Genomic DNA, 18,698 nt, shown 5'->3' with positions numbered 1-18,698 from the left:
GCCGTTCAGCGCTTGAGCAGGGCAATGAAAAACAGCCCGCCAAGCGCCGCGGTCGCAATGCCGATCGGCAGGTCTTGCGGGGCGATCAGGGTGCGTGCAGCCACGTCTACCCAGACCAGGAAAATCCCCCCCAGCAGTGCGCTCATCGGCATCAGCCGGCGGTTTTCCGCACCCACCAGCGCCCGCGCCATGTGCGGCACCATCAAGCCGACGAAGCCGATGGCACCGGAGAGCGACACCAGTACACCGGTCAGCAACGAGGTGCAGGTGAACACCTGCAGGCGCAGGCGTCGGCCGCTGAAACCCAGGCTCACTGCGGTCTGCTCACCGCTCATCAGCGCATTCAGCCCGCGCCCCATGACCTGCAAGGCAACCAGCCCCAGCACCACGCAAAGCGCCGGCAACCAGAGGACATGCCAACGCGCCGCCCCCAAGCCTCCCAGCATCCAGAACACCACCGAGGCGGCGGCGTGCTGATCGCCCGTGTACAGCAGCAGGTTGACCACGGCCATCAACACGAACGACACGGCGACGCCCGCCAGCAGCAGGCGGTCGCTTTCCATGCGGCCATGGCGCCGCGCCACCGCGATCACCAGCAGCATGCTCGCCGCCGCGCCCATGAACGCCGCCAACGGCAGGCTGAAGGCGCCGATGAATTCGCCGAGGTAGAGCATCACCAACACCGCCCCCAACGCCGCGCCGGAGCTGACGCCCAGCAGGTGCGGGTCTGCCAGGGGGTTGCGGGTTACGGCCTGCAACGCCGTGCCGACCAGCGCCAAGCCTGCCCCCACCAAGGCCCCCAGTAAAACCCGGGGGGCGCGAATCAGCCAGACGATCTGCGCCTGGCTCTGGGACCACTCGCCTGACCCGGCGATGCCCAGTTGCTGGCCGACGATCCCGGCCACGTGGCCCAGCGGTACCGATGCGGGGCCGAATGCCAGGGCGATCAGGCACGACACCAGCAACAATGCTGTCAGCATCACGATCAACCACCGGTAGGCCACAGGGCTGTGCCCGACCCTCATTGAACGGCACCTTGGAACAGCTGCGGATGCAGGGCAGCAGCCAGCTTCTCGATGGCCCGGGCGTTCTCGACAGCGGGCGTTACCTCCAGGTAAGTCAGCACAATGAAGCGCTGCTCACGAATCGCCTGCACGTCTTTCAACGCCGGCTGGCGCAGCAAGAAATCGCGCTTCTGCTGCCAGGTGCTAGGGCCATAGTCGACGATCAGGATGACTTGCGGGTCGCGCTCCACCACACTCTCCCAGTTAACCTGGGTCCAACTGGCAGACACGTCTTCCATCACATTACGACCGCCTGCCGCCTCGATCAAAGCCTGGGGTACGCCCAGCCTTCCCGAGGTGGTCGGGCGGTCTTCGCCACTGTCGTACAGAAACACACGGGGTGCAGGCTGCGCGTGTTCGACCCGGCGCTGCACGTCACCGATGCGCGTGCGCATGTTCGCGATCAAGGCGTCGGCCTGGGGCTCGACGGAAAAAATCCGGCCTAGATTGCCCAGGTCGCGATAAACGTCATCCAGGCTGGCCCGTTGCTGGGCCATGACCCACGAACACGACTCGCTCAGCTCGTACACCGGGATACCGAACGGCGCGAGGGTGCTGGGCGTGACTGGCCCACCGACCTGCATGCCGTAGTTCCAGCCGGCAAAGAACAGGTCGGTTTCAGCCGCCAGCAAGGTTTCGATGGCGGGGTAACGGCTGGCCAGCGGTGGTACGCCCTGCAGCGCTGCATCCACCCACGGGTCGCGGTGCTTGCTGGCAGTGAAGCCGGTGTAGCCGATGATGTGCTCGCCCAGTCCCAGGTGCAGCAGCATGGCGGTCATGTTCACGTCGTGCACCACGACCCGCTGCGGTGGCTGGGTGAACGTTATGTTGCGGTCACAGCTGCGCACGCTCAGGGGGAAATCGCTGGCCATCGCCGGCAGCGCGGTCAGCAGTGCCAGCAGGCCAATCAGGTAGCGGACGGTCATGGTCGAGTGATCCAGGTAATGCGTGGGTAGGGATGCAGGGGATGCGGGTCGACCAGCGCCTCGACGCCGAATACCTGCAGCAGCAGCGCGGGGGTCAGCACCTGCTGTGGCGTACCACAGGCGACGATGCGCCCGCCGTCGATGACGTACAGCCGATCGCAAAACGCAGCCGCCAGGTTGAGGTCGTGGAGGCTGGCCAGAATGCTCAGGCCCAGGCCACGCAGGTGCTGAAGCAGCTCCAGCTGGTAGCGTGGGTCGAGGTGGTTGGTTGGCTCGTCGAGTAGCAGCAGCTGTGGCGTCTGCACCAGCGCCCGGGCCAGCAGCACGCGCTGTTTCTCGCCGCCAGACAGGCTGGCAAAGGCCCGTTCGCCCTCGCCGGCAAGGCCAACTTGCGCCAGTGCCTGGGCCACTTGCCGGGCGTCCTCGGCCGTGTCGCCGTCGAACAAGCCCTTGTGCGGTGCGCGCCCCATCGCAACGATGTCGCCAACGCTCAAGCCAAACGCGTCGGGAAACTCCTGCAGCACCACCGCGATGCGTTGTGCGCTCCAGCGTGCGCTGCGTTGCCAAAGGTCATCACCGCCAAGGCGCACACGGCCCTCGGCAGGTTCGTTGGCGCGGTAGGCGCACCGCAGCAGGCTGGTCTTGCCGCTGCCATTGGGGCCGATCAAGCCGACGAACTCGCCCTGTTCCACCCGCAGTTCCACTCCCTGCAGCAGCGGGCGCGGCGGCTGTCCCCGTTCAAGCAGGGCCCAGTCCAGGGCCTCGATGTGCAGTTGCGTCATGGGCATCACCTCCAGGAAGCACCGGCCAGGGGCCGGTGCGACAGGCTCAGAAGCTGTAGTCAGCCGTGACGAAGAACGAACGCGGTTCGCCCAGGTACCACTGCCGGCCGTTGTTACCCGTGGTGGTGACGTACTGGCGGTCGAACAGGTTGTTCAACTGCAGGCCCAGGGTCAGGTCCGGTTGCACGTGCCAGTCGATGTTGGCGTCAACCACGGTGTAGCTGGGCACCTCGACGGTGTTGGCGTTGTCGGCGTAGCGGCTGTCGACATAGCGCGCCCCGGCGCCGGCACTGAAGCGTTGGCCGAAGTCTTTGCTCAACCACAGGTTGGCGGAGCGGCGCGGCACGTTGATCGGCTGGTTGCCGGAGTAGTCGTTGGCGCCACTGGCAAACTCGTCATACTCCGCGCGCACCCAGGCGGCGTTGGCCGACAGCTGCACGTCGTATGGCAGGCGCAGTTCGAGGGTGGCCTCGATACCGTCCGACGACTGTTGGCCGACCTGCTGTTGCAGCGTGGGGTTGAGCGGGTCGGTGCTCAGCAGCTTTTTCTTGACGATGTGATACGCCGCCAGCGTCCACTCGCCTCGCCCGTCAGGCAGCCTGTGCTTGATGCCGGCTTCGGTCTGTTTGGCGGTGCTCAGGTCCCATTGCTGCTGCGCGGCGTTGAGGGTGAGCAGGTTGCTCACACCTTCGGTACTGGTGGCGTACTGGCCATAAACCGACAGGTCCTCGGTCAGCGCGAACACCAGGCCGGCGCGCCAGTTGTCGCCAGACAAGCTGCGATCGGTGCGGGTATCGGCATCCAGGTCGTCGCGGTTCAGGTGCACCTGGTCGCGGCGTGCACCGGTGATCAACGACAGGCGCTCGGTGAGTTGCGTGCGGTTTTCGGCGAACAGCGAGAATTGCTTGGCCTGGTTGGCCTCGCGCGAGCGGTAAGGGTCGTCGCTGATGTACTCGCCCCCACCGGAACCGGACAACGGCACGGTATCGGTCAGGGTGTTGCCGAAGTCGTGCTTGCGCACGAAACGGATCGTGTTGTAGTCGGCGCCCACCACGGTCTGGCTGTCCAGGCCGAACAGTGGGTGTTGCAGGGTGAACGACTGGCGATCGCCGAGCTGTTCCTGGGTCTGCTTGATGCTGATGAAGCTGCTGCGCCGCACCTGGTCGCCTGGCAGCCAGGTGTAGGTCTCGGCGTTGCGCCAGCGGCGCTGGGCCTTGAGGAAGTACAGCTGGTTGCTGGCGGTGAGGTTGTCGTTGATCACCCAGTCGGTGACCAGCCGCGTCGACTGGTCGTTGTAATGCACTTCGGCGTTGTCGACGTTGTAGTTGTGATCGCGCAGCGACTCGCGGTAATGCCCGTCCACCAACGGCGTCCCCATGTACTGCTGCGGGTCTTGGTCTCCGTAGTCGTGGCTGAGGGTGAAGCTCAGTTCATCGCTGGGCTGCCAGCGCAGCGCGCCGCTGATGGCGAGGCTCTGCGAATCGCCCCGATCGACCCAGCCGTTGCTGGCCAGCTTGTTGAGGTTCAGGCGGTAGCTCAAGGTGTCGGTCAGCGAGCCGCCGCTGTCCAGGGCCATCTGCCGACGGTCATCCGAGCCGTAGCCCAGGCGCAGGTGATTGCGGATTTCGCCTTCAAAGGGCTTCTTCGGCACGACGTTGACCACCGCACCGGTAGCGCCCTCCCCGTACAGCACCGAGGCCGGGCCGCGCAGCACATCGATGCGCTCGACCGACCAGGTATCGACCGGGAAGGTCACGGTGCCGGCGCCCACGTAAAGCCGGGTACCGTCGTACAACTGCATGGTCGAGCTGTGCCCGGTGAAGCCGCGGGCCGACAAGGCCGTGCCGCCGTTGCCAGGGGTGCCGATGAAGGTGATGCCGGGTGAACGGGTGACTGCGTCCTGCACCGTGGCATTGTTGCGCGTGAGGATTTGCTCGGCACTGATACTGGTCACGCTGGCCGGGGTTTCCAGCGGCGTCAGGCCAAGCCGCGAACCACTGGTGCCTGGGGTATGCAGGCCGGGCTGAGGGTTGTGCTCGGCCGTGCCGGTAATGTCCGTGGCCGGTAGCGCCAAGGCGTTGTCCGCCTCGGCGGCGTGGGCGGCAACAGAGAGAAACACACAGGGCACCAGGCTGGCGTGCAGCAGCGTACCTGGCAGAGAACTGAACAGCGAATAACGGGACATGTCGTTCCACTTGAAGCAGGAATGAAAGAATCCCGGAGGGAACAACGCAAAGAGGAATCGCGGACGAGCACGCCCACGGAAACCGGCCTGCGCCCGCCCACCGCGGGTTTGCCAAACGATGCTTCAGGCCGGTCTCCGGGCTCGCGAGGGTCATGAAGCCTTCACCTTCCCATGCCAGGGCACAGTGGTGTCTTGAATGCTTCGCTCGCATACCGTTGCGGGGGCAGCGCCGGACTGATCATCGAACGATGACGAACCGGCTTCCCGTTTCACCCCATGCACGGCGGCAGGGGGCACCTGAAACAGGCGCGCAGATGACCATCAAAAGGCCGCTGCGTCAACCGGCTTGTGGCAAACAGGTCGCCTGAGCTCGCCACTTCAGGCCCTGGGCGAACGCGTCACGGTTCAATCATCGCCAGGGCTTTCTACTGCCTTTTCTGGCGCGGCATTTTGTAACGTTCAGTAAGAAGTTTTTGCATGGACATCATTCCCACCACTCTTTAGCCTTACGCCTCCGTCGAAGTGGGGACCCCGTGTGAAGCAGCAGTCAGCTAAACGAAAGCCCGCCCTCTGGGGCATTCTCATGGTCGCCGCGAGCCTCTGCGCACACGCAGACAGCACACCCCAACAAAGCCCGACGCTGGTGTATTCCTGGCCCGTTAACGCAGGCCCACTCGACCCACGCGGCTACTCGCCCAATCAGATGTACGCCCAGGCCATGGTGTATGAACCGCTGGTGCGTTACAACTCGGCGGGCACTGTAGAGCCGTGGTTGGCACAGGCTTGGCAAGTCTCCGACGATGGCAAGACCTACACCTTCACCTTGCGAGATGGCGTGCGCTTCAGTGACGGCACGCCATTCGACGCTGCAGCTGCCAAGGCCAACCTGGATGCCGTCCTTGCCAATAGCCAACGCCATCGCTGGATGGAGCTGGTCACCACCCTCGACCACATCGAGGCCCCTGACCGGCTGACCTTGCGCCTGGTGCTCAAGCACCCGTACTACCCAACGCTGATGGAACTGGCCCAAGTGCGCCCGCTGCGCTTCGGGTCCCCACAGGCCAAACCTGGCGAACCCGCCGGCACCGGCCCATGGATGCGCGTCGAATCGCGCTTGGGCGAGTATGACCGCTTTGCCCGCAACCCCTTTTACTGGGGCACAAAGCCGGCCTATGGCGAGGTACTGGTAAACGTCATCCCTGATCCCAACAGCCGCGCGATGGCCCTGCAGGCCGGCGAGCTCGAGCTGATTCAAGGGGCCGCCGGCGAGATTACCGCCGGCACGTTCGTGCGCCTGCGCGACCAAGGCTTCGCCACCGCCCTCTCGGCACCGCTGGCTACCCGCACCCTGGCGATGAACACCGGGCATGGCGCCACCCGTGACCTGGCCGTGCGTCAAGCGATCAACCAAGCGGTGAACAAGCAGGCCATCATCGACAAGATTCTGTATGGCCTCGAGCCCCGTGCCGATACCCTGTTCGCCAGCAACATGCCCTATGCCGACATCGGCCTGAAACCCTACGCCTACGACCCTGCCCAAGCCGCCCGCGAACTTGACGCTGCCGGCTGGACCCTGACGGCAGGCGCAACGGTACGTAGCAAGGCCGGTGAACCGCTGTCGATCGAACTGGTGTTCCTCGGCACCAGCGCACTGCAGAAGAGCCTGGCCGAAGTGCTGCAAGGCGAGCTGGCTAACGTCGGCATGCGCATCGAATTGCGCGCGGTCGAAGAAGGTGGGCTGGTCCGGCGCCAGCGCGATGGCGACTTCGGCATGATCTTCGCCGACACCTGGGGAGCGCCCTACGACCCGCACTCTTTTGTCAGCTCCATGCGCTATGCCGGCCATGCCGACTACATGGCACAGCGCGGTTTGGCGATCAAGGACGAACTGGACCGACGCATTGGCCAGGTACTGGCAAGTACCGACGCGCAGCAACGCGCCGAACAGTACCGGTTCATCCTCACCTCCTTGCATGAGCAAGCCGTGTACCTGCCGATTTCCTACCTTACCGCCATCAGTGTTCGCCGCGACTCCGTTGCCCATGTGCAATTCGGCAGCACGCTGTTCGACGTGCCGTTCGAAGCCATGACACCGAAGCAGGGAGACTGACATGCTGCGCTATATCCTGCTGCGGCTGGCACTGCTGGTACCGGTAATGCTCGGGGTTTCACTGCTGGTCTTCGTGCTGCTGCACCTGGGCAGCACCGACCCGGCCCTGGACTACCTTCGCCTGTCGCACATCCCGCCGACTGACGCGGCCATTGCCGAAGTCCGCCATACCTTGGGCCTCGACCGGCCGTTGTTTGAGCAGTACCTGACCTGGCTCGGGAAGGCCGTGCAGCTGGACTTCGGTATTTCATACCTCACGGGGCGGCCGGTGCTCGACGATCTCCTTTACTACCTGCCCGCCACCTTGCAACTGGGCGGCCTGGCCCTGGCCTGCACCCTGCTGCTGTCGATTCCGCTTGGCCTGGTGGCTGCGCGCTGGCAAGGGCGCTGGCCCGATCACGCCGTCCGCGCGGTGACGTTCCTGGGTGTCTCGATGCCCAACTTCTGGTTGGCGTTTCTGCTGATTGCGCTGTTTTCCCTTTGGCTGGGCTGGCTACCGCCACTGGGACGCGGCAGTGCCGGGCATCTGGTGATGCCGGTACTGGCGATTGCCCTGATGTCGATGTCGATCAACGCCCGCCTGCTGCGGGCAAGCCTGCTGGAGGCCAGCGGCCAGCGTTATGTTACCTACGCCCGTGCCCGCGGGCTGCCCGAGCGCCGGGTATGGCGTGACCACGTGCTGCGCAACGCCTGGCTACCCTTCGTCACGGCCACCGGTATGCACATTGGGGAATTGATCGGCGGGGCACTGGTAATCGAGACCATCTTCGCCTGGCCCGGCGTCGGCCGCTTCGCGGTGTCGGCGGTGCTCAACCGCGACTTTCCGGTCATGCAGTGCTTCACCCTGCTGCTGACAGGCCTGCTGATGGTCTGCAATCTGGTGGTGGATGTCTGTTATGCCTGGCTCGACCCTCGCAGCCGTCTTGATGGGGTCGACGCATGAGTGTACTGGCCATCTTCCGTCGCGCTACGCTGGCCGGCCAGGCCAACCTGATTGCAGGGCTGGTACTGGTCAGCGTGCTCTGCATGTTGGCCGTGTTTGGCCAATGGCTTGCCCCGCACGACCCGGACCTGGTCGACCTCGGCCGACGCCTGATGCCACCGGACAGCAGCCACTGGCTGGGCACCGACCACCTTGGCCGCGACGTGCTGTCCCGGTTGATCGTCGGCACACGGCTGTCGCTGGGCAGCGTAGTGCTGACACTGGCGCTGGTGCTGTTTCTGGGCTTGCTGGTGGGCGGGGTGTCCGGGTTTGTCGGTGGCAAGGTCGACCTGCTGCTGATGCGCCTGTGCGACATGTTCATGACCTTCCCCACGCTGGTGCTGGCGTTTTTCTTCGTCACCCTGCTGGGTACTGGCCTGAGCAACGTGATCATTGCCATCGCCCTGTCGCACTGGGCATGGTATGCGCGCATGGTGCGCGGCATGGTCATCGCCCAACGCGGCCGCGAATACGTGATGGCATCACGCCTGGCCGGTGCCTCACGTTGGGCGCGGCTGCGCCAGCATGTGCTGCCGAACATTGCAGGCCCGTTGCTGGTGCTGGCCACGATGGACATCGGGCACATGATGCTGCATGTCTCGGGGCTGTCCTTCCTCGGCCTTGGCGTCACCCCGCCCAGTGCCGAATGGGGGGTGATGATCAACGATGCCAAGGAGTTCATCTGGACCCAGCCGCAACTGCTGCTGTTGCCCGGGATGATGATCTTCTTCTCGGTAATGGCGTTCAACCTGCTGGGCGATGCGTTGCGTGATCGCTTGGACCCAACCCAGGAGGCTCATTGAATGCCCGTGTCGACGTTACAGCTCAAAGGCCTGTGTATCGAAGGGCGTGCTGGCGTGTTGGTGGACGACGTAGACCTGCAACTGCGCCGCGGTGAAGTCTGTGCCCTGGTCGGTCACAGCGGATCGGGCAAATCGCTCAGTTGCCTGGGCTTGCTTGACGTACTGCCGCCAGGCCTGCGCCGTACACGCGGCCAGTTGCTGCACGATGGCAAGCCATTGGCGGCCGATCAGGTGCGTGGGCAACTTGCCAGCCTGATCCTGCAGAACCCACGCAGTGCATTCAACCCTGTGCGCAACATGGCTAGCCATGCCCAGGAAACCCTGAAACTGCGAGGGGTCGTCGGCAGCGCTGCACGTACGCGGATGGATGAATGCCTGGAGGCCGTGGGGTTGGATGACCGCAGTCGGGTCCTGCAGTCGTTCGCGTTCCAGCTCAGCGGTGGCATGTTGCAGCGTATGATGATCGCCCTTGCGCTCATGGCCGAAAGCCCCTTTCTGCTGGCGGACGAGCCCACCAGCGACCTCGACGCCGTGAGCCAGGCGCGCTTTCTCGACCTGCTCATGAAACTGGTGCAACAGCACAAGCTTGGCGTGCTGCTGGTGACCCATGACATGGGGGTGGTTGCCCGCTGCGCCGACCATGTCGCGGTGATGGAAGCGGGGCGCGTCGTCGAGCGGCAAACAGTGCATGGCCTGTTAGATCAACCAGCCAGCGCCACCGCCCGCACCCTGCTTGAAGCCCATCAGCTACTAAACGGGAGCCAGCCATGAGCCTGCTGCACGTTAACCAACTCGGGCATGGCTACCGTTCCGGAGGGCTACTGAGCAGACGCGGCTGGCTGCAGGTGCTCGACGGCATTGAGCTTGAGCTGCAGCCCGGTGAGTCGCTCGGCCTGCTCGGCAGCAGCGGCAGCGGCAAGAGCACGCTTGCCCGGTTACTGCTGGGCCTGGAGAAACCCGCGTGTGGCCAGGTGACATTTGCCGGCCAAGAGGTCAGCCGACTGCGCGGCGGTGAGGCCCGTGCTTTCTTGCGCGCCGTTCAGTTGGTACTCCAGGACGCGCCCAGCGCGTTCAACCCGCAACGCAGCATCGGCTGGAGCATTGCCGAGCCGTTGCGTCACCTGAGCGAGCTGGACGAAGCTGCACGCAACGCCCGTACCGTGGAGCTACTAGAGCACATGGGCCTGCGCAGCGAGCATGCCGAGCGCCTGCCGCACCAATTCAGTGGCGGCCAGCTGCAGCGCGCCAATATCGCCCGCGCGCTGGCCATCTCACCCAAACTGGTGATACTGGACGAGGCCTTGTCAAACCTGGACCGGGTGTTGCAACTGCAACTGCTGCAGCGCCTGGATGCACTTCGACGCGAGCACGGCACCGCGTTCTTGCTGATCACCCATGACCTGAGCCTGGTGCGCTACTTCTGCCAGCGGGTGGTCGTGTTGGACGCCGGGCGTATCATCGAGGAGCGTCAGATAGACGGTAGGCTTTCGTTCGATCACGCCGTTGGCAAGCAGCTACAGGCCGCAGTACTGCCGGTGCGGCCAACAATGCGCGAGCCTGAGGCAGGGTCGCCGGCCGCCTTGTCACCTGCGTCAGTTCGGGCGACGACTAGACTGAGTGTCTGACCCAGTCGGTGGCTAGCAAAGCTGCCTGCCTGCGCCAGCCCCAGAGCCCGACGCCGTGGAGGCACTGCGCACATGAGCTTCATCGTCTGGGTGGCCATGCTCGGCGCAGTCTTGTTGCTGCTGGCGTTGACCTCCTCTTACCTGCGCTGGATCCCGGTCACGACCTCGGTCGTGTGCCTGGCCCTGGGCGTCGCGCTGGGCCCCGGTGGCCTCGGCTTGCTGCAACTCGAGCTGCCCGATGCGCACGGCTGGATGGAGCACCTGACCGAGGTCGCCGTGCTGTTTTCGCTGTTCGTCAGCGGCCTCAAGCTGCGCCTGCCGCTGAGCAGCCGCAGCTGGCGGGTGGCGGTTTTCCTGGCTGGGCCGGTCATGCTGGCTTGCATCGCCGGGGTCAGCTTGGTGCTGCATTACGGCCTGAACCTGGGCTGGGGGGTGTCGGTGTTGATTGGCGCCATCCTTGCCCCGACCGATCCGGTGCTGGCCACCTTGGTCCAGGTCAATGACGCGCAGGACTACGACCGCGTGCGCTTCAGCCTGTCGGGTGAGGCAGGGCTCAACGATGGAGTCGCCTTTCCGTTCGTCATCCTGGGCTTGCTGCTTGTGCAGGGCGCAGCAGGCAGCCAATGGCTGACTGACTGGCTGTGGCAAGACGTGCTGTGGGCGGTGCCCGCCGGCTTGCTCAGTGGCTACTGGATGGGGCGCGGCCTAGGGCACCTGACCCTGTACCTGCGCACCCGGCACGAGGACAGCACCCTCTCGCCCAACGACTACCTGGCGCTGGCGCTGATCGCGATGGCTTATGTGGTCGCCGACCTGATCCATGGCTATGGGTTTCTCGCCGTGTTCGCTGCCGGGCTGGGCCTGCGACAGGCCGAAGTACACGCCAGCCCCACCCCACAAGCGCCTGCAGAACACCTTGTGCAGCCTGTGGTCGGCCACCAGCATGTCGCCCCGGAGCACGCGGTCAAAGGCGATATAGCCGCGCTGGAAGACACCCAGGTCGCAGCTGGCATCATGCTGGGCGACATGCTCTCGTTTGGTGGGCTTGTGGAGCGGGCGATGGAGGTGTTTCTGGTGACCTTGCTCGGTGTCGTGTTGATCGAGCACTGGGACTGGCGCGCACTGACCGTAGGCGCGGCGCTGTTCGTGTTCATTCGGCCATTGAGTACGCTGATCATCCCAGGGCGTGGCCTGCTGGACCTTCGCCAGCGCGGCATGCTGGGCTGGTTCGGCATACGTGGTATCGGCAGCCTTTACTACCTGTTCTACTCGGTAAACCACGGCCTGAGCGCCAGCGATGCCGCGGCCATCACCAACCTCACACTGTCGGTAGTGGCGCTGAGCATTGTCGTACATGGGTTAAGCGTGCAGCCTCTTCTGTCGCGTTATGAAGCAGGCCGAAAACGCCGTGACGGCTAGCGTGACTCGGGTCAAGCACACAGCGCCGGCAGTTCGCTACGCAACAGTGCCGCAGCGGCGGGCTTTAGGAGGGAGGCATTCAGTGCATCGCGCTCAATCCACTTGCAAGCGACGATCTCATTCTTCGGGACCGGTTTATCCTGATCGTCCAGCTGAAGGGTAAAAATGTAATGGAGGGTGTTACCGACTTGCAGCGTGCACAGCGCCACCAGGCGCTCACGGCAAATCCCTGTTTCCTCTTTCAGCTCTCGGCTGGCGGCGTGCAACGGTGCCTCATTCGTGCCCACACCGCCCCCCGGAAAGCCCCATTTCCCGGCCTTTCTACGCACCAGGAGTATTTTGCCACTGCGAAAGCACAGCACCGTCGCTCTGCTCCTGAGGCTGCTCCTGTCAGACATGTCTACCTCCTGCTTCCCGACACAACGCCCTGCGCTCGCAAGCGGCTAGCGTTATTCACTTGGATGCGAATATCGCGCCACTTTGAAAGCAGGCAACAAGCCTTGAGAAAGCGTGGCCTGGGCGGTAGTTCCGTTCGGCAGTAGAAGATTGTCCAGCGCTGTGGGCCAGCGCTGCACTTAGCGCTGGGTTGTGAGCACGCCGTTACGCGTCAGGGAGCGCTGCGATAATCGAAATTTCGACCAGCACGGCGGGGTCATACAATTTGGCTTGCACTGTCGCACGCGCTGGCGCACACCCGTGCGGCAACCACTGGTCCCACACCTGATTCATGCCCGCGAAGTCGGCATCGATGTCTTTGAGGTAAAGGGTTGCGGACAAAATCCGTGTCTTGTCTGTGCCGGCCTGGTCGAGCAGTCGCTCGATGTTCTGCAAGGTTTCACGGGTTTGCTGCTGCACATCGCCCGCAAAATCGTTGGCAACCTCACCGGACAGGTACACGGTGCCTTGGTGCTTGACCACAAGGCTCATGCGAGCGTCAGTGTGCAGGCGTTCGATCGTCATCTGAAATATCCTTATCTTGTTGTTATATATAAAAAAACGCTGTGAAGCATAGCGTAGGCGATTGCTGCATATGACGGGGACGATAAGTCTCGTCAGCTAGGCCCATTATCCACAATTGACGTTCAAGCTGTAGCCCGCTGGCTGACAGCGCAACAATCAGCCCACCACCGGCTTCAACAACGCCTGCGCCTCGTAGAGCGGTGGCAGGTAGCGCAGCCGTATCTCGTCAACGCTCAACCGCGAGGCGTGGGTGGTGATCGTCAGGGTCGCCTTCAGCAGGCCGCTACGGTCCAGGAGCGGTACCCCCAGCACCCGCATGCCGATTTCGTATTCCTGGTCGACGATGCAGTAGCCCTGCTGGCGCACGCGCTGCAGCTCAGCTTCCAACAGTACCCGCTCAGTCTGGGTATAGGGCGTGAGCGGACGGAGCGGGTTGCGTGAGAAGTAGTCATTGAGCGCGGCCTCTTCCAGTGCCGCCAGCCAGATTCGCCCGCCGGCGGTGCAGTACATCGGCACCCGCGACCCGGGCCTGATCGACAACGAGGCGATGTGGCTGTAGCGGCTGCGCACCAGGTGGATGATTTCATCGCCGTCACGGGTGCCGACCGAGACATGCTCCTGGGTCTGCCGCGCCACCTGCTCGACGATGGGCCGCAGCATGCGCGGCAACTGCGCCGAGTCCACGTAGGCCTGGCCGATACGCAACGTCTTGGGCGTGAGCCAGTACTGGCGGCTGTCGGTGTCGGCAAAGCCTTCGTGTACCAACGTCAACAGGAAGCGGCGCGCGGCACTGGGGGTAAGGCCCGATTGCCTGGCTGCCTGCGGCACGGTCAGGCGTGGCTGATCGACGCTGAACAGCTGCATCAATGCCAGGCCTTTCTGCAAGCCCGCGATCAGGTCGCGGGGGTGGATATCGGGTTTGTCCATGGGGGTTCTCCAGTGATGCGCGAGCCCGGGTAGGAGCAGCCTTGTGCTGCGAAGAGGCCGGTGGCAACACCCTCGATCTTCGCTGTTTTTACTGGCCTCTTCGCAGCACAAGGCTGCTCCTACAGTGAGGGAGCGTGTTTCTGACGGACATTTTTTGGTATTACCCGCCAATAATCGCTACCTGACTGCGATTATCGCACTACCCGCCCGACAAGCGCATTTCCCCGCGCCCTGTACCCGGTCACCCTTGCTGCACAACAACAGCAAGCACGGAGGTCAGCATGATTCGGGGTTCGACAGAACTGGTCGCTATCGTCGGTTCACCCATCGCCCAGGTGAAATCGCCTGAAAACTTCAACACCTGGTTCGCCAGCAACGGCTGCGACCTGGCAATGCTCCCCATCGACCTGCAAGAGACTGCGCTGGAAGCCTTTGTCGGCAGCCTGCGCGGCTGGCAGAACCTACGCGGATGCGTGGTCACCGTGCCTTACAAACAGGCACTGGCCGCACGCCTGGACGGCCTCAGCGCACGCGCCGCCGCACTGGGTTCGGTCAACGTGGTGCGCCGCCACAGTGACGGCCGCCTGCTCGGCGACAATGTCGACGGCGCAGGCTTTCTTGGCGCCGCACGCAAACAGGGCTTTCAACCGGCAGGCAAACGCGCGCTGGTGATTGGTTGTGGTGGGGTGGGCAGTGCAATTGCCTATGCACTGGGCGAAGCGGGGGTGCGCCAGATCATCCTCAGCGACCCCAGCGCTACCCGCGTTGGGGCGCTTTGCGAAGTACTCGGCACGGCCTTCCCCAGTCTCGAAATCGCCACCCACTACCGCTCGCTGGAAGCGTTCGACCTGGTGGTCAACGCGTCGCCGGTCGGCATGGGCAGCACCAATGAGTTGCCGCTGCCGGCGCCGATGCTGACAACCCTGCAACCCTCCACGTTGGTTGCCGACGTGGTCACCTCGCCAGAAATCACCCCGCTGTTGCAGCAGGCACGCGACCGGGGCTGTGCGGTCCAGACTGGCCCGCAGATGGCCTTCGCCCAACTCGGCCACCTCGGCGCCTTCATGGGCGTCACCCCGCTGGAGATCTGAGCCATGGCCACTACCGAACACGCGCAACCGGTGTACGACTTGGTGGTCCTCGGCAGTGGTGCCGGGGGCTTTGCCGCCGCCGCCACAGCTGCCAGCCTTGGCCTGAAAGTACTGGTCGTGGAGAAAGCCGACACTTTCGGCGGCACGTCGGCGATCTCCGGCGGTGCGGCGTGGGTGTATGGCACCGATCAAGCCCGTGCAGCCGGCGCCAAAGACTCCCCCGAAGCCATGCGCACCTACCTGAAAACCGTGATTGGTGCCGGCTACAACGCACCGCTGGTAGACGCCTTCATTGCACGCGGGCATGAAGCGCTGCGCTGGCTGGAGCGCCACACCGAACTGCGCTATGCCCTGCGCCCGCACTCGCCGGATTATTACCCGGATGAGCCCGGCGCCACCCAGTTCGGCCGAGCACTGGAAATGGTCGAGTACGACGGCCGCCGCCTCGGCCCGCGCTTCAAAGACCTGAAAATGCCACCGCCGGGCATGCTGTTGTTCGGCGGGATGATGGTCAACCGCGTGGATATCCAGCATTTTCTTGGCCTGCGCAAATCACCACGCTCCCTGTGGCATTGCCTGAAGCTGATGGCACGCTATGCGTTGGACCGCCTTCGCCACCACCGTGGCACCCGCCTGACCACCGGCAATGCGCTGATTGCACGCCTGGCCACCACGGCATTTGCCCACGGCACGCAACTGTGGCTGCGCAGCGAGGCTAAGGCGCTGATCGTCGAGCACGGCGCGGTGACCGGCGTGGTGGTGCAGCATGAAGGCCGGCGCGTGCAGGTGCGTGCGCGGGGTGGCGTGGTCTGCGCCATGGGCGGCTTCGCAGCCGGTGAACTGGCTGCCGCCTACCGCCCAGGCGTTAATGCACCGCACCTGACCATGTCGCCGCCAACCAATGACGGCGCCGCGCTGCACCTGGGTGAAGCGGTGGATGCTGCCCACGGCGAGGGGCTGGCCGCCAACTTCTTCTGGGCCCCCGTTTCCGAGTTGCGCCATGCCAATGGTGAGCGCGAACGCTTCCCGCACCTGGTCACCGACCGTGCCAAACCGGGGGTGATCGCGATCAACCCGGCCGGGCAGCGCTTCGTCAACGAGTCGAACTCCTACCATCACTTCGTGCAGACCATGTTCGCCAGCAACCTCACCACCTGCTGGCTGATCTGCGACGCCGAGGCCATGAACCGCTACGGCCTGGGCCTGGCACGCCCGAAACCTGTGAACAACGCGGCACTGATCGACGCCGGCTACCTGTACCGCGCCGACACACCCCGCGCCCTGGCCGAGGCCATCGGCGTCGACCCTCAGGCATTGCAGGCGACGCTGGAGCGCTTCAACGCCGACGCCCGCAACGGCATCGACCGCGCATTCGACAAAGGCGGCAACAGCTACAACCGCTACATGGGCGACCCGCATCACACGCCCAACCCCTGCCTCGCGCCCCTGGTCAAGGCGCCGTTCTACGCCATCCAGCTCCACACCGGCGACCTGGGCTCGGCACGCGGCCTGGTGACCGACGCTCATGCCAACGTGCTCAACCGCGCCGGCACGCCGGTTGCCGGCCTTTATGCAACGGGCAACGACATGAACTCATTGATGAACGGCACCTACCCCGGGCCAGGCATCACCCTTGGCCCTGCCCTCACCTTCGGCTGGATCGCCGCCAGCCATATTGCCAACCGCCTGCAGGCGCAGGCCCACCCTATGGAGACAAACGCATGTACTACGAACTGAGAACCTACACCCTCGACCCACTGAAGATGGCCGACTGGCTGGCCCTGTACCAAAGCCACGCGCTGGCGGTGCAGAGCGAGCACCTGGGCAAGCTGGTCGGTTTCTTTACCAGTGAATTCGGCGAGGTCAACCAAGTGGTGCACCTGTGGGCCTACACCAGCCTCGACGACCGCATGCAGCGCCGCGCGGCGATGGCGGCGGACCCGCGCTGGGCGGAGTTCTCGCAGCGCAATCGCGAGCTGGGCGCAGTGTTACGGTTGCAGTCGCGGTTGATGCGGCCAACCGGCTTTTCGCCGCTGCAGTAACTGACTGCCCCTCCAACCTGACCGGAGCCCCTCCATGCAACCCCTGGAATGTGACGTACTTGTCCTCGGCTCCGGCGCCTCTGGCCTGGCTGCCGCAGTAACCGCCGCCCATCACGGCCTTAAGGTGATCGTCGCGGAAAAGGCCAGCCAGTTCGGCGGTACCAGCGCCTGGTCGGGGGGCTGGTTATGGATACCCCGCAACCCGCTGGCGATCGCCGAAGGCATCGTCGAAGCCGACGATGCGCCAGAACGCTACCTGCGCGCACAGACCCACGTCGCCAAACTGGACCCACGCCAGCAGGCGTTTTTGCGCCATGGACCGGAGATGGTGGCGTTCTTCCAGCGACATACCGCCGTGCAGTTCCAGTCCGGGACGAAAATGCCCGACATGCATGAGGGGGATGGCAGTGCGCGTGGCGGGCGATCCCTGTGTGCGCAGCCGTTCGACGGGCGCCTGCTCGGGCACTGGATCCACCGGCTACGGCCACCTCTGGATATCGTCAGCCTGGCCGGCATGGGCATCGCCGGTGGCGCAGACATGGCCGCCTTCTTCAACGCCAGCCGCTCACCCAAGGCGGCCTGGCACGTGGGCAAACGCCTGCTGCGCCATGGGCGCGACTTGCTGCTGCACCGTCGCGGCCTGCAACTGGTCAACGGCAACGCGTTGGTGGCGCGCCTGCTGCGCAGTGCCCTCGACCTGGGCGTGACGCTGTTGCATGACCGGCAGGCCACAGGCTTGCTGAGGGATGGGCGTATCACAGGCGTGCAGTTCAGCGATGGCCAGGTGATCCGTACGCGACGCGGTGTCGTGCTGGCCTGCGGGGGGTTCCCCCATGACCGCCAGCGCATCGCCCAGCTGATACCCCATGCCCCTGAGGGCGATCGCCATTACTCCGCAGCGCCGCCACAGAACAGTGGCGACGGCCTGCGGTTAGGCGAAGAGGTCGGCGCACAGGTCGCCACCACGGCGGCCCACGCCGGGGCCTGGGCGCCGGTCTCACTGGTGCCGCGAAGCGACGGCAGCCTCGGCCACTTCCCGCACCTGATCGACCGCGCCAAGCCGGGATTCATTGCCGTGCGCCGAGACGGTCGACGGTTCGTCAACGAGGCCGACAGCTACCACGCCTTCATGAATGCGCTGTTCAGCTCTACGCCACCCGGTGAGGAGCCCGAGGCCTGGTTGATCTGCGACCACGTCGCGCAACGTCGCTATGGCATCGGCTGGGCCAAGCCGTTCCCCTTCCCTGCCGGCTTCTATGAGCGCCGTGGCTACCTGTTCAGCGGCCCTACCCTGGCGCAACTGGCCGCACGCTGCGGGATCGACGCAACGCACCTGCAGCGCACCGTGGCGCGTTTCAACCACCATGCGGCGCATGGCACGGATCCGGACTTCCAGCGTGGCGCCTCACTCTACAACCGCGCGCAGGGCGACCCGTTGCACGTGCCCAATCCGTCGTTGCGGCCGCTGCTGCACGGCCCCTTTCATGCGGTAAAACTGCTGCCGGGCAGCCTCGGCACTTTCGCCGGCCTGCACACGGATGCTTCGGCTCAGGTAATGGACAGCCTGCAGTGCCCAATACCTGGCCTGTTCGCGGTCGGCAACGACATGCACAGCATCATGGGCGGGCACTACCCCAGCGGCGGTATCACCCTTGGCCCTGGGATGACCTTCGGTTACCTGGCAGGCATGGCACTGTGCAATCAGCCAGAAGATGCCGCGTCACTTTTGTTCGATCATCGAACAGTAGCCCCATCTTTGAATTGACGCTCCCCCCTTCACTG

17 protein-coding genes and 1 riboswitch are annotated in these 18,698 nt (G+C 64.5%); of the genes, 10 read left to right on the top strand and 7 right to left on the bottom strand.

The genetic code is table 11. From position 1 onward, the window contains the following. Positions 1 to 5: 5 nt before the first annotated feature. The 4 genes from HU750_RS14140 to HU750_RS14125 are packed head-to-tail and all read right to left on the bottom strand — an operon-like array spanning position 6 to position 4,957. Complete coding sequence (locus HU750_RS14140; RefSeq protein WP_186680616.1) at positions 6 to 1,025, bottom strand: FecCD family ABC transporter permease; 1,020 nt, start codon at positions 1,023 to 1,025, stop codon at positions 6 to 8. Then, on the bottom strand, positions 1,022 to 1,990 hold the full coding sequence (locus HU750_RS14135; RefSeq protein WP_186680614.1) for an ABC transporter substrate-binding protein: 969 nt from the start codon (positions 1,988 to 1,990) through the stop codon (positions 1,022 to 1,024). The genes HU750_RS14140 and HU750_RS14135 overlap by 4 nt, the downstream gene beginning before the upstream one ends. Continuing rightward, positions 1,987 to 2,772 carry an ABC transporter ATP-binding protein gene (locus HU750_RS14130; protein ID WP_186680612.1) on the bottom strand — a complete coding sequence of 262 codons (786 nt, stop codon included), beginning with the start codon at positions 2,770 to 2,772 and terminating at the stop codon, positions 1,987 to 1,989. Before HU750_RS14130 ends, HU750_RS14135 begins: the two co-directional genes overlap by 4 nt. 46 nt (positions 2,773 to 2,818) lie before the next feature. Beyond that, positions 2,819 to 4,957 carry a TonB-dependent receptor gene (locus tag HU750_RS14125; protein ID WP_186680609.1) on the bottom strand — a complete coding sequence of 713 codons (2,139 nt, stop codon included), beginning with the start codon at positions 4,955 to 4,957 and terminating at the stop codon, positions 2,819 to 2,821. A 109-nt stretch (positions 4,958 to 5,066) separates the two neighbouring features. Next, positions 5,067 to 5,273, bottom strand: a riboswitch (cobalamin riboswitch). 219 nt (positions 5,274 to 5,492) lie between these two features. Between HU750_RS14125 and nikA the strand changes: the two genes are divergently transcribed. From nikA to HU750_RS14095, 6 genes are all read left to right on the top strand, one after another. Further along, entirely contained in the window at positions 5,493 to 7,067 is a 1,575-nt protein-coding gene (gene nikA / locus HU750_RS14120; RefSeq protein ID WP_186680607.1) for a nickel ABC transporter substrate-binding protein, read from the top strand. Between the two features lies 1 nt (position 7,068). Next, a complete protein-coding gene (gene nikB, locus HU750_RS14115; protein WP_186680605.1) occupies positions 7,069 to 8,010 on the top strand; it encodes a nickel ABC transporter permease subunit NikB in 942 nt (313 codons plus the stop codon). Beyond that, entirely contained in the window at positions 8,007 to 8,852 is an 846-nt protein-coding gene (gene nikC / locus HU750_RS14110) for a nickel ABC transporter permease subunit NikC (RefSeq protein ID WP_186680603.1), read from the top strand. The genes nikB and nikC overlap by 4 nt, the downstream gene beginning before the upstream one ends. Next, the gene (gene nikD / locus HU750_RS14105; RefSeq protein WP_186680600.1) at positions 8,853 to 9,623 is read left to right on the top strand and encodes a nickel import ATP-binding protein NikD; all 771 of its coding nucleotides are present in this window, start codon (positions 8,853 to 8,855) and stop codon (positions 9,621 to 9,623) included. After that, complete coding sequence (nikE, locus tag HU750_RS14100) at positions 9,620 to 10,477, top strand: nickel import ATP-binding protein NikE (RefSeq protein ID WP_186680596.1); 858 nt, start codon at positions 9,620 to 9,622, stop codon at positions 10,475 to 10,477. The genes nikD and nikE overlap by 4 nt, the downstream gene beginning before the upstream one ends. A 72-nt stretch (positions 10,478 to 10,549) precedes the next feature. Beyond that, positions 10,550 to 11,896 carry a cation:proton antiporter gene (locus HU750_RS14095; protein WP_186680593.1) on the top strand — a complete coding sequence of 449 codons (1,347 nt, stop codon included), beginning with the start codon at positions 10,550 to 10,552 and terminating at the stop codon, positions 11,894 to 11,896. A gap of 11 nt (positions 11,897 to 11,907) precedes the next feature. On the opposite strand, the gene HU750_RS14090 is transcribed toward HU750_RS14095, so the two are convergent. From HU750_RS14090 to HU750_RS14080, 3 genes are all read right to left on the bottom strand, one after another. After that, positions 11,908 to 12,294, bottom strand: coding sequence for an NUDIX domain-containing protein (locus tag HU750_RS14090; protein WP_186680590.1), 387 nt, complete (start codon positions 12,292 to 12,294; stop codon positions 11,908 to 11,910). A gap of 202 nt (positions 12,295 to 12,496) precedes the next feature. Next, positions 12,497 to 12,856, bottom strand: coding sequence for a RidA family protein (locus tag HU750_RS14085; RefSeq protein ID WP_186680587.1), 360 nt, complete (start codon positions 12,854 to 12,856; stop codon positions 12,497 to 12,499). A 156-nt stretch (positions 12,857 to 13,012) separates the two neighbouring features. Then, positions 13,013 to 13,783, bottom strand: a complete 771-nt coding sequence (locus tag HU750_RS14080) for an IclR family transcriptional regulator domain-containing protein (RefSeq protein ID WP_186680582.1) — start codon at positions 13,781 to 13,783, stop codon at positions 13,013 to 13,015. A 281-nt stretch (positions 13,784 to 14,064) separates the two neighbouring features. Between HU750_RS14080 and HU750_RS14075 the strand changes: the two genes are divergently transcribed. From HU750_RS14075 to HU750_RS14060, 4 genes are read left to right on the top strand one after another with little or no spacing between them, the layout of a single operon-like run. Further along, positions 14,065 to 14,874, top strand: coding sequence for a shikimate dehydrogenase family protein (locus HU750_RS14075; RefSeq protein ID WP_186680578.1), 810 nt, complete (start codon positions 14,065 to 14,067; stop codon positions 14,872 to 14,874). Between the two features lie 3 nt (positions 14,875 to 14,877). Further along, positions 14,878 to 16,611 carry an FAD-dependent oxidoreductase gene (locus HU750_RS14070; protein WP_186680574.1) on the top strand — a complete coding sequence of 578 codons (1,734 nt, stop codon included), beginning with the start codon at positions 14,878 to 14,880 and terminating at the stop codon, positions 16,609 to 16,611. After that, a complete protein-coding gene (locus tag HU750_RS14065) occupies positions 16,596 to 16,916 on the top strand; it encodes an NIPSNAP family protein (protein WP_085273160.1) in 321 nt (106 codons plus the stop codon). The genes HU750_RS14070 and HU750_RS14065 overlap by 16 nt, the downstream gene beginning before the upstream one ends. 34 nt (positions 16,917 to 16,950) lie before the next feature. Then, on the top strand, positions 16,951 to 18,681 hold the full coding sequence (locus HU750_RS14060; protein WP_186680570.1) for an FAD-dependent oxidoreductase: 1,731 nt from the start codon (positions 16,951 to 16,953) through the stop codon (positions 18,679 to 18,681). Positions 18,682 to 18,698 lie beyond the last annotated feature (17 nt).

The sequence above is a fragment of the Pseudomonas sp. SWRI50 genome, from assembly GCF_014269095.1.
Classification (GTDB): Bacteria; Pseudomonadota; Gammaproteobacteria; order Pseudomonadales; family Pseudomonadaceae; genus Aquipseudomonas; species Aquipseudomonas kermanshahensis.
Note: the sequence above shows the minus strand (reverse complement) of the source record. Positions and strands in the feature narration are given on the sequence as shown.

Coding starts and splice junctions, on each gene's coding strand:
- HU750_RS14140 (WP_186680616.1), bottom strand. CDS start 1,025: ATGAGGGTCGGGCACAGCCCTGTGGCCTACCGGTGGTTGATCGTGATG.
- HU750_RS14135 (WP_186680614.1), bottom strand. CDS start 1,990: ATGACCGTCCGCTACCTGATTGGCCTGCTGGCACTGCTGACCGCGCTG.
- HU750_RS14130 (WP_186680612.1), bottom strand. CDS start 2,772: ATGACGCAACTGCACATCGAGGCCCTGGACTGGGCCCTGCTTGAACGG.
- HU750_RS14125 (WP_186680609.1), bottom strand. CDS start 4,957: ATGTCCCGTTATTCGCTGTTCAGTTCTCTGCCAGGTACGCTGCTGCAC.
- nikB (WP_186680605.1), top strand. CDS start 7,069: ATGCTGCGCTATATCCTGCTGCGGCTGGCACTGCTGGTACCGGTAATG.
- nikC (WP_186680603.1), top strand. CDS start 8,007: ATGAGTGTACTGGCCATCTTCCGTCGCGCTACGCTGGCCGGCCAGGCC.
- nikD (WP_186680600.1), top strand. CDS start 8,853: ATGCCCGTGTCGACGTTACAGCTCAAAGGCCTGTGTATCGAAGGGCGT.
- nikE (WP_186680596.1), top strand. CDS start 9,620: ATGAGCCTGCTGCACGTTAACCAACTCGGGCATGGCTACCGTTCCGGA.
- HU750_RS14095 (WP_186680593.1), top strand. CDS start 10,550: ATGAGCTTCATCGTCTGGGTGGCCATGCTCGGCGCAGTCTTGTTGCTG.
- HU750_RS14090 (WP_186680590.1), bottom strand. CDS start 12,294: ATGTCTGACAGGAGCAGCCTCAGGAGCAGAGCGACGGTGCTGTGCTTT.
- HU750_RS14085 (WP_186680587.1), bottom strand. CDS start 12,856: ATGACGATCGAACGCCTGCACACTGACGCTCGCATGAGCCTTGTGGTC.
- HU750_RS14080 (WP_186680582.1), bottom strand. CDS start 13,783: ATGGACAAACCCGATATCCACCCCCGCGACCTGATCGCGGGCTTGCAG.
- HU750_RS14075 (WP_186680578.1), top strand. CDS start 14,065: ATGATTCGGGGTTCGACAGAACTGGTCGCTATCGTCGGTTCACCCATC.
- HU750_RS14070 (WP_186680574.1), top strand. CDS start 14,878: ATGGCCACTACCGAACACGCGCAACCGGTGTACGACTTGGTGGTCCTC.
- HU750_RS14065 (WP_085273160.1), top strand. CDS start 16,596: ATGTACTACGAACTGAGAACCTACACCCTCGACCCACTGAAGATGGCC.
- HU750_RS14060 (WP_186680570.1), top strand. CDS start 16,951: ATGCAACCCCTGGAATGTGACGTACTTGTCCTCGGCTCCGGCGCCTCT.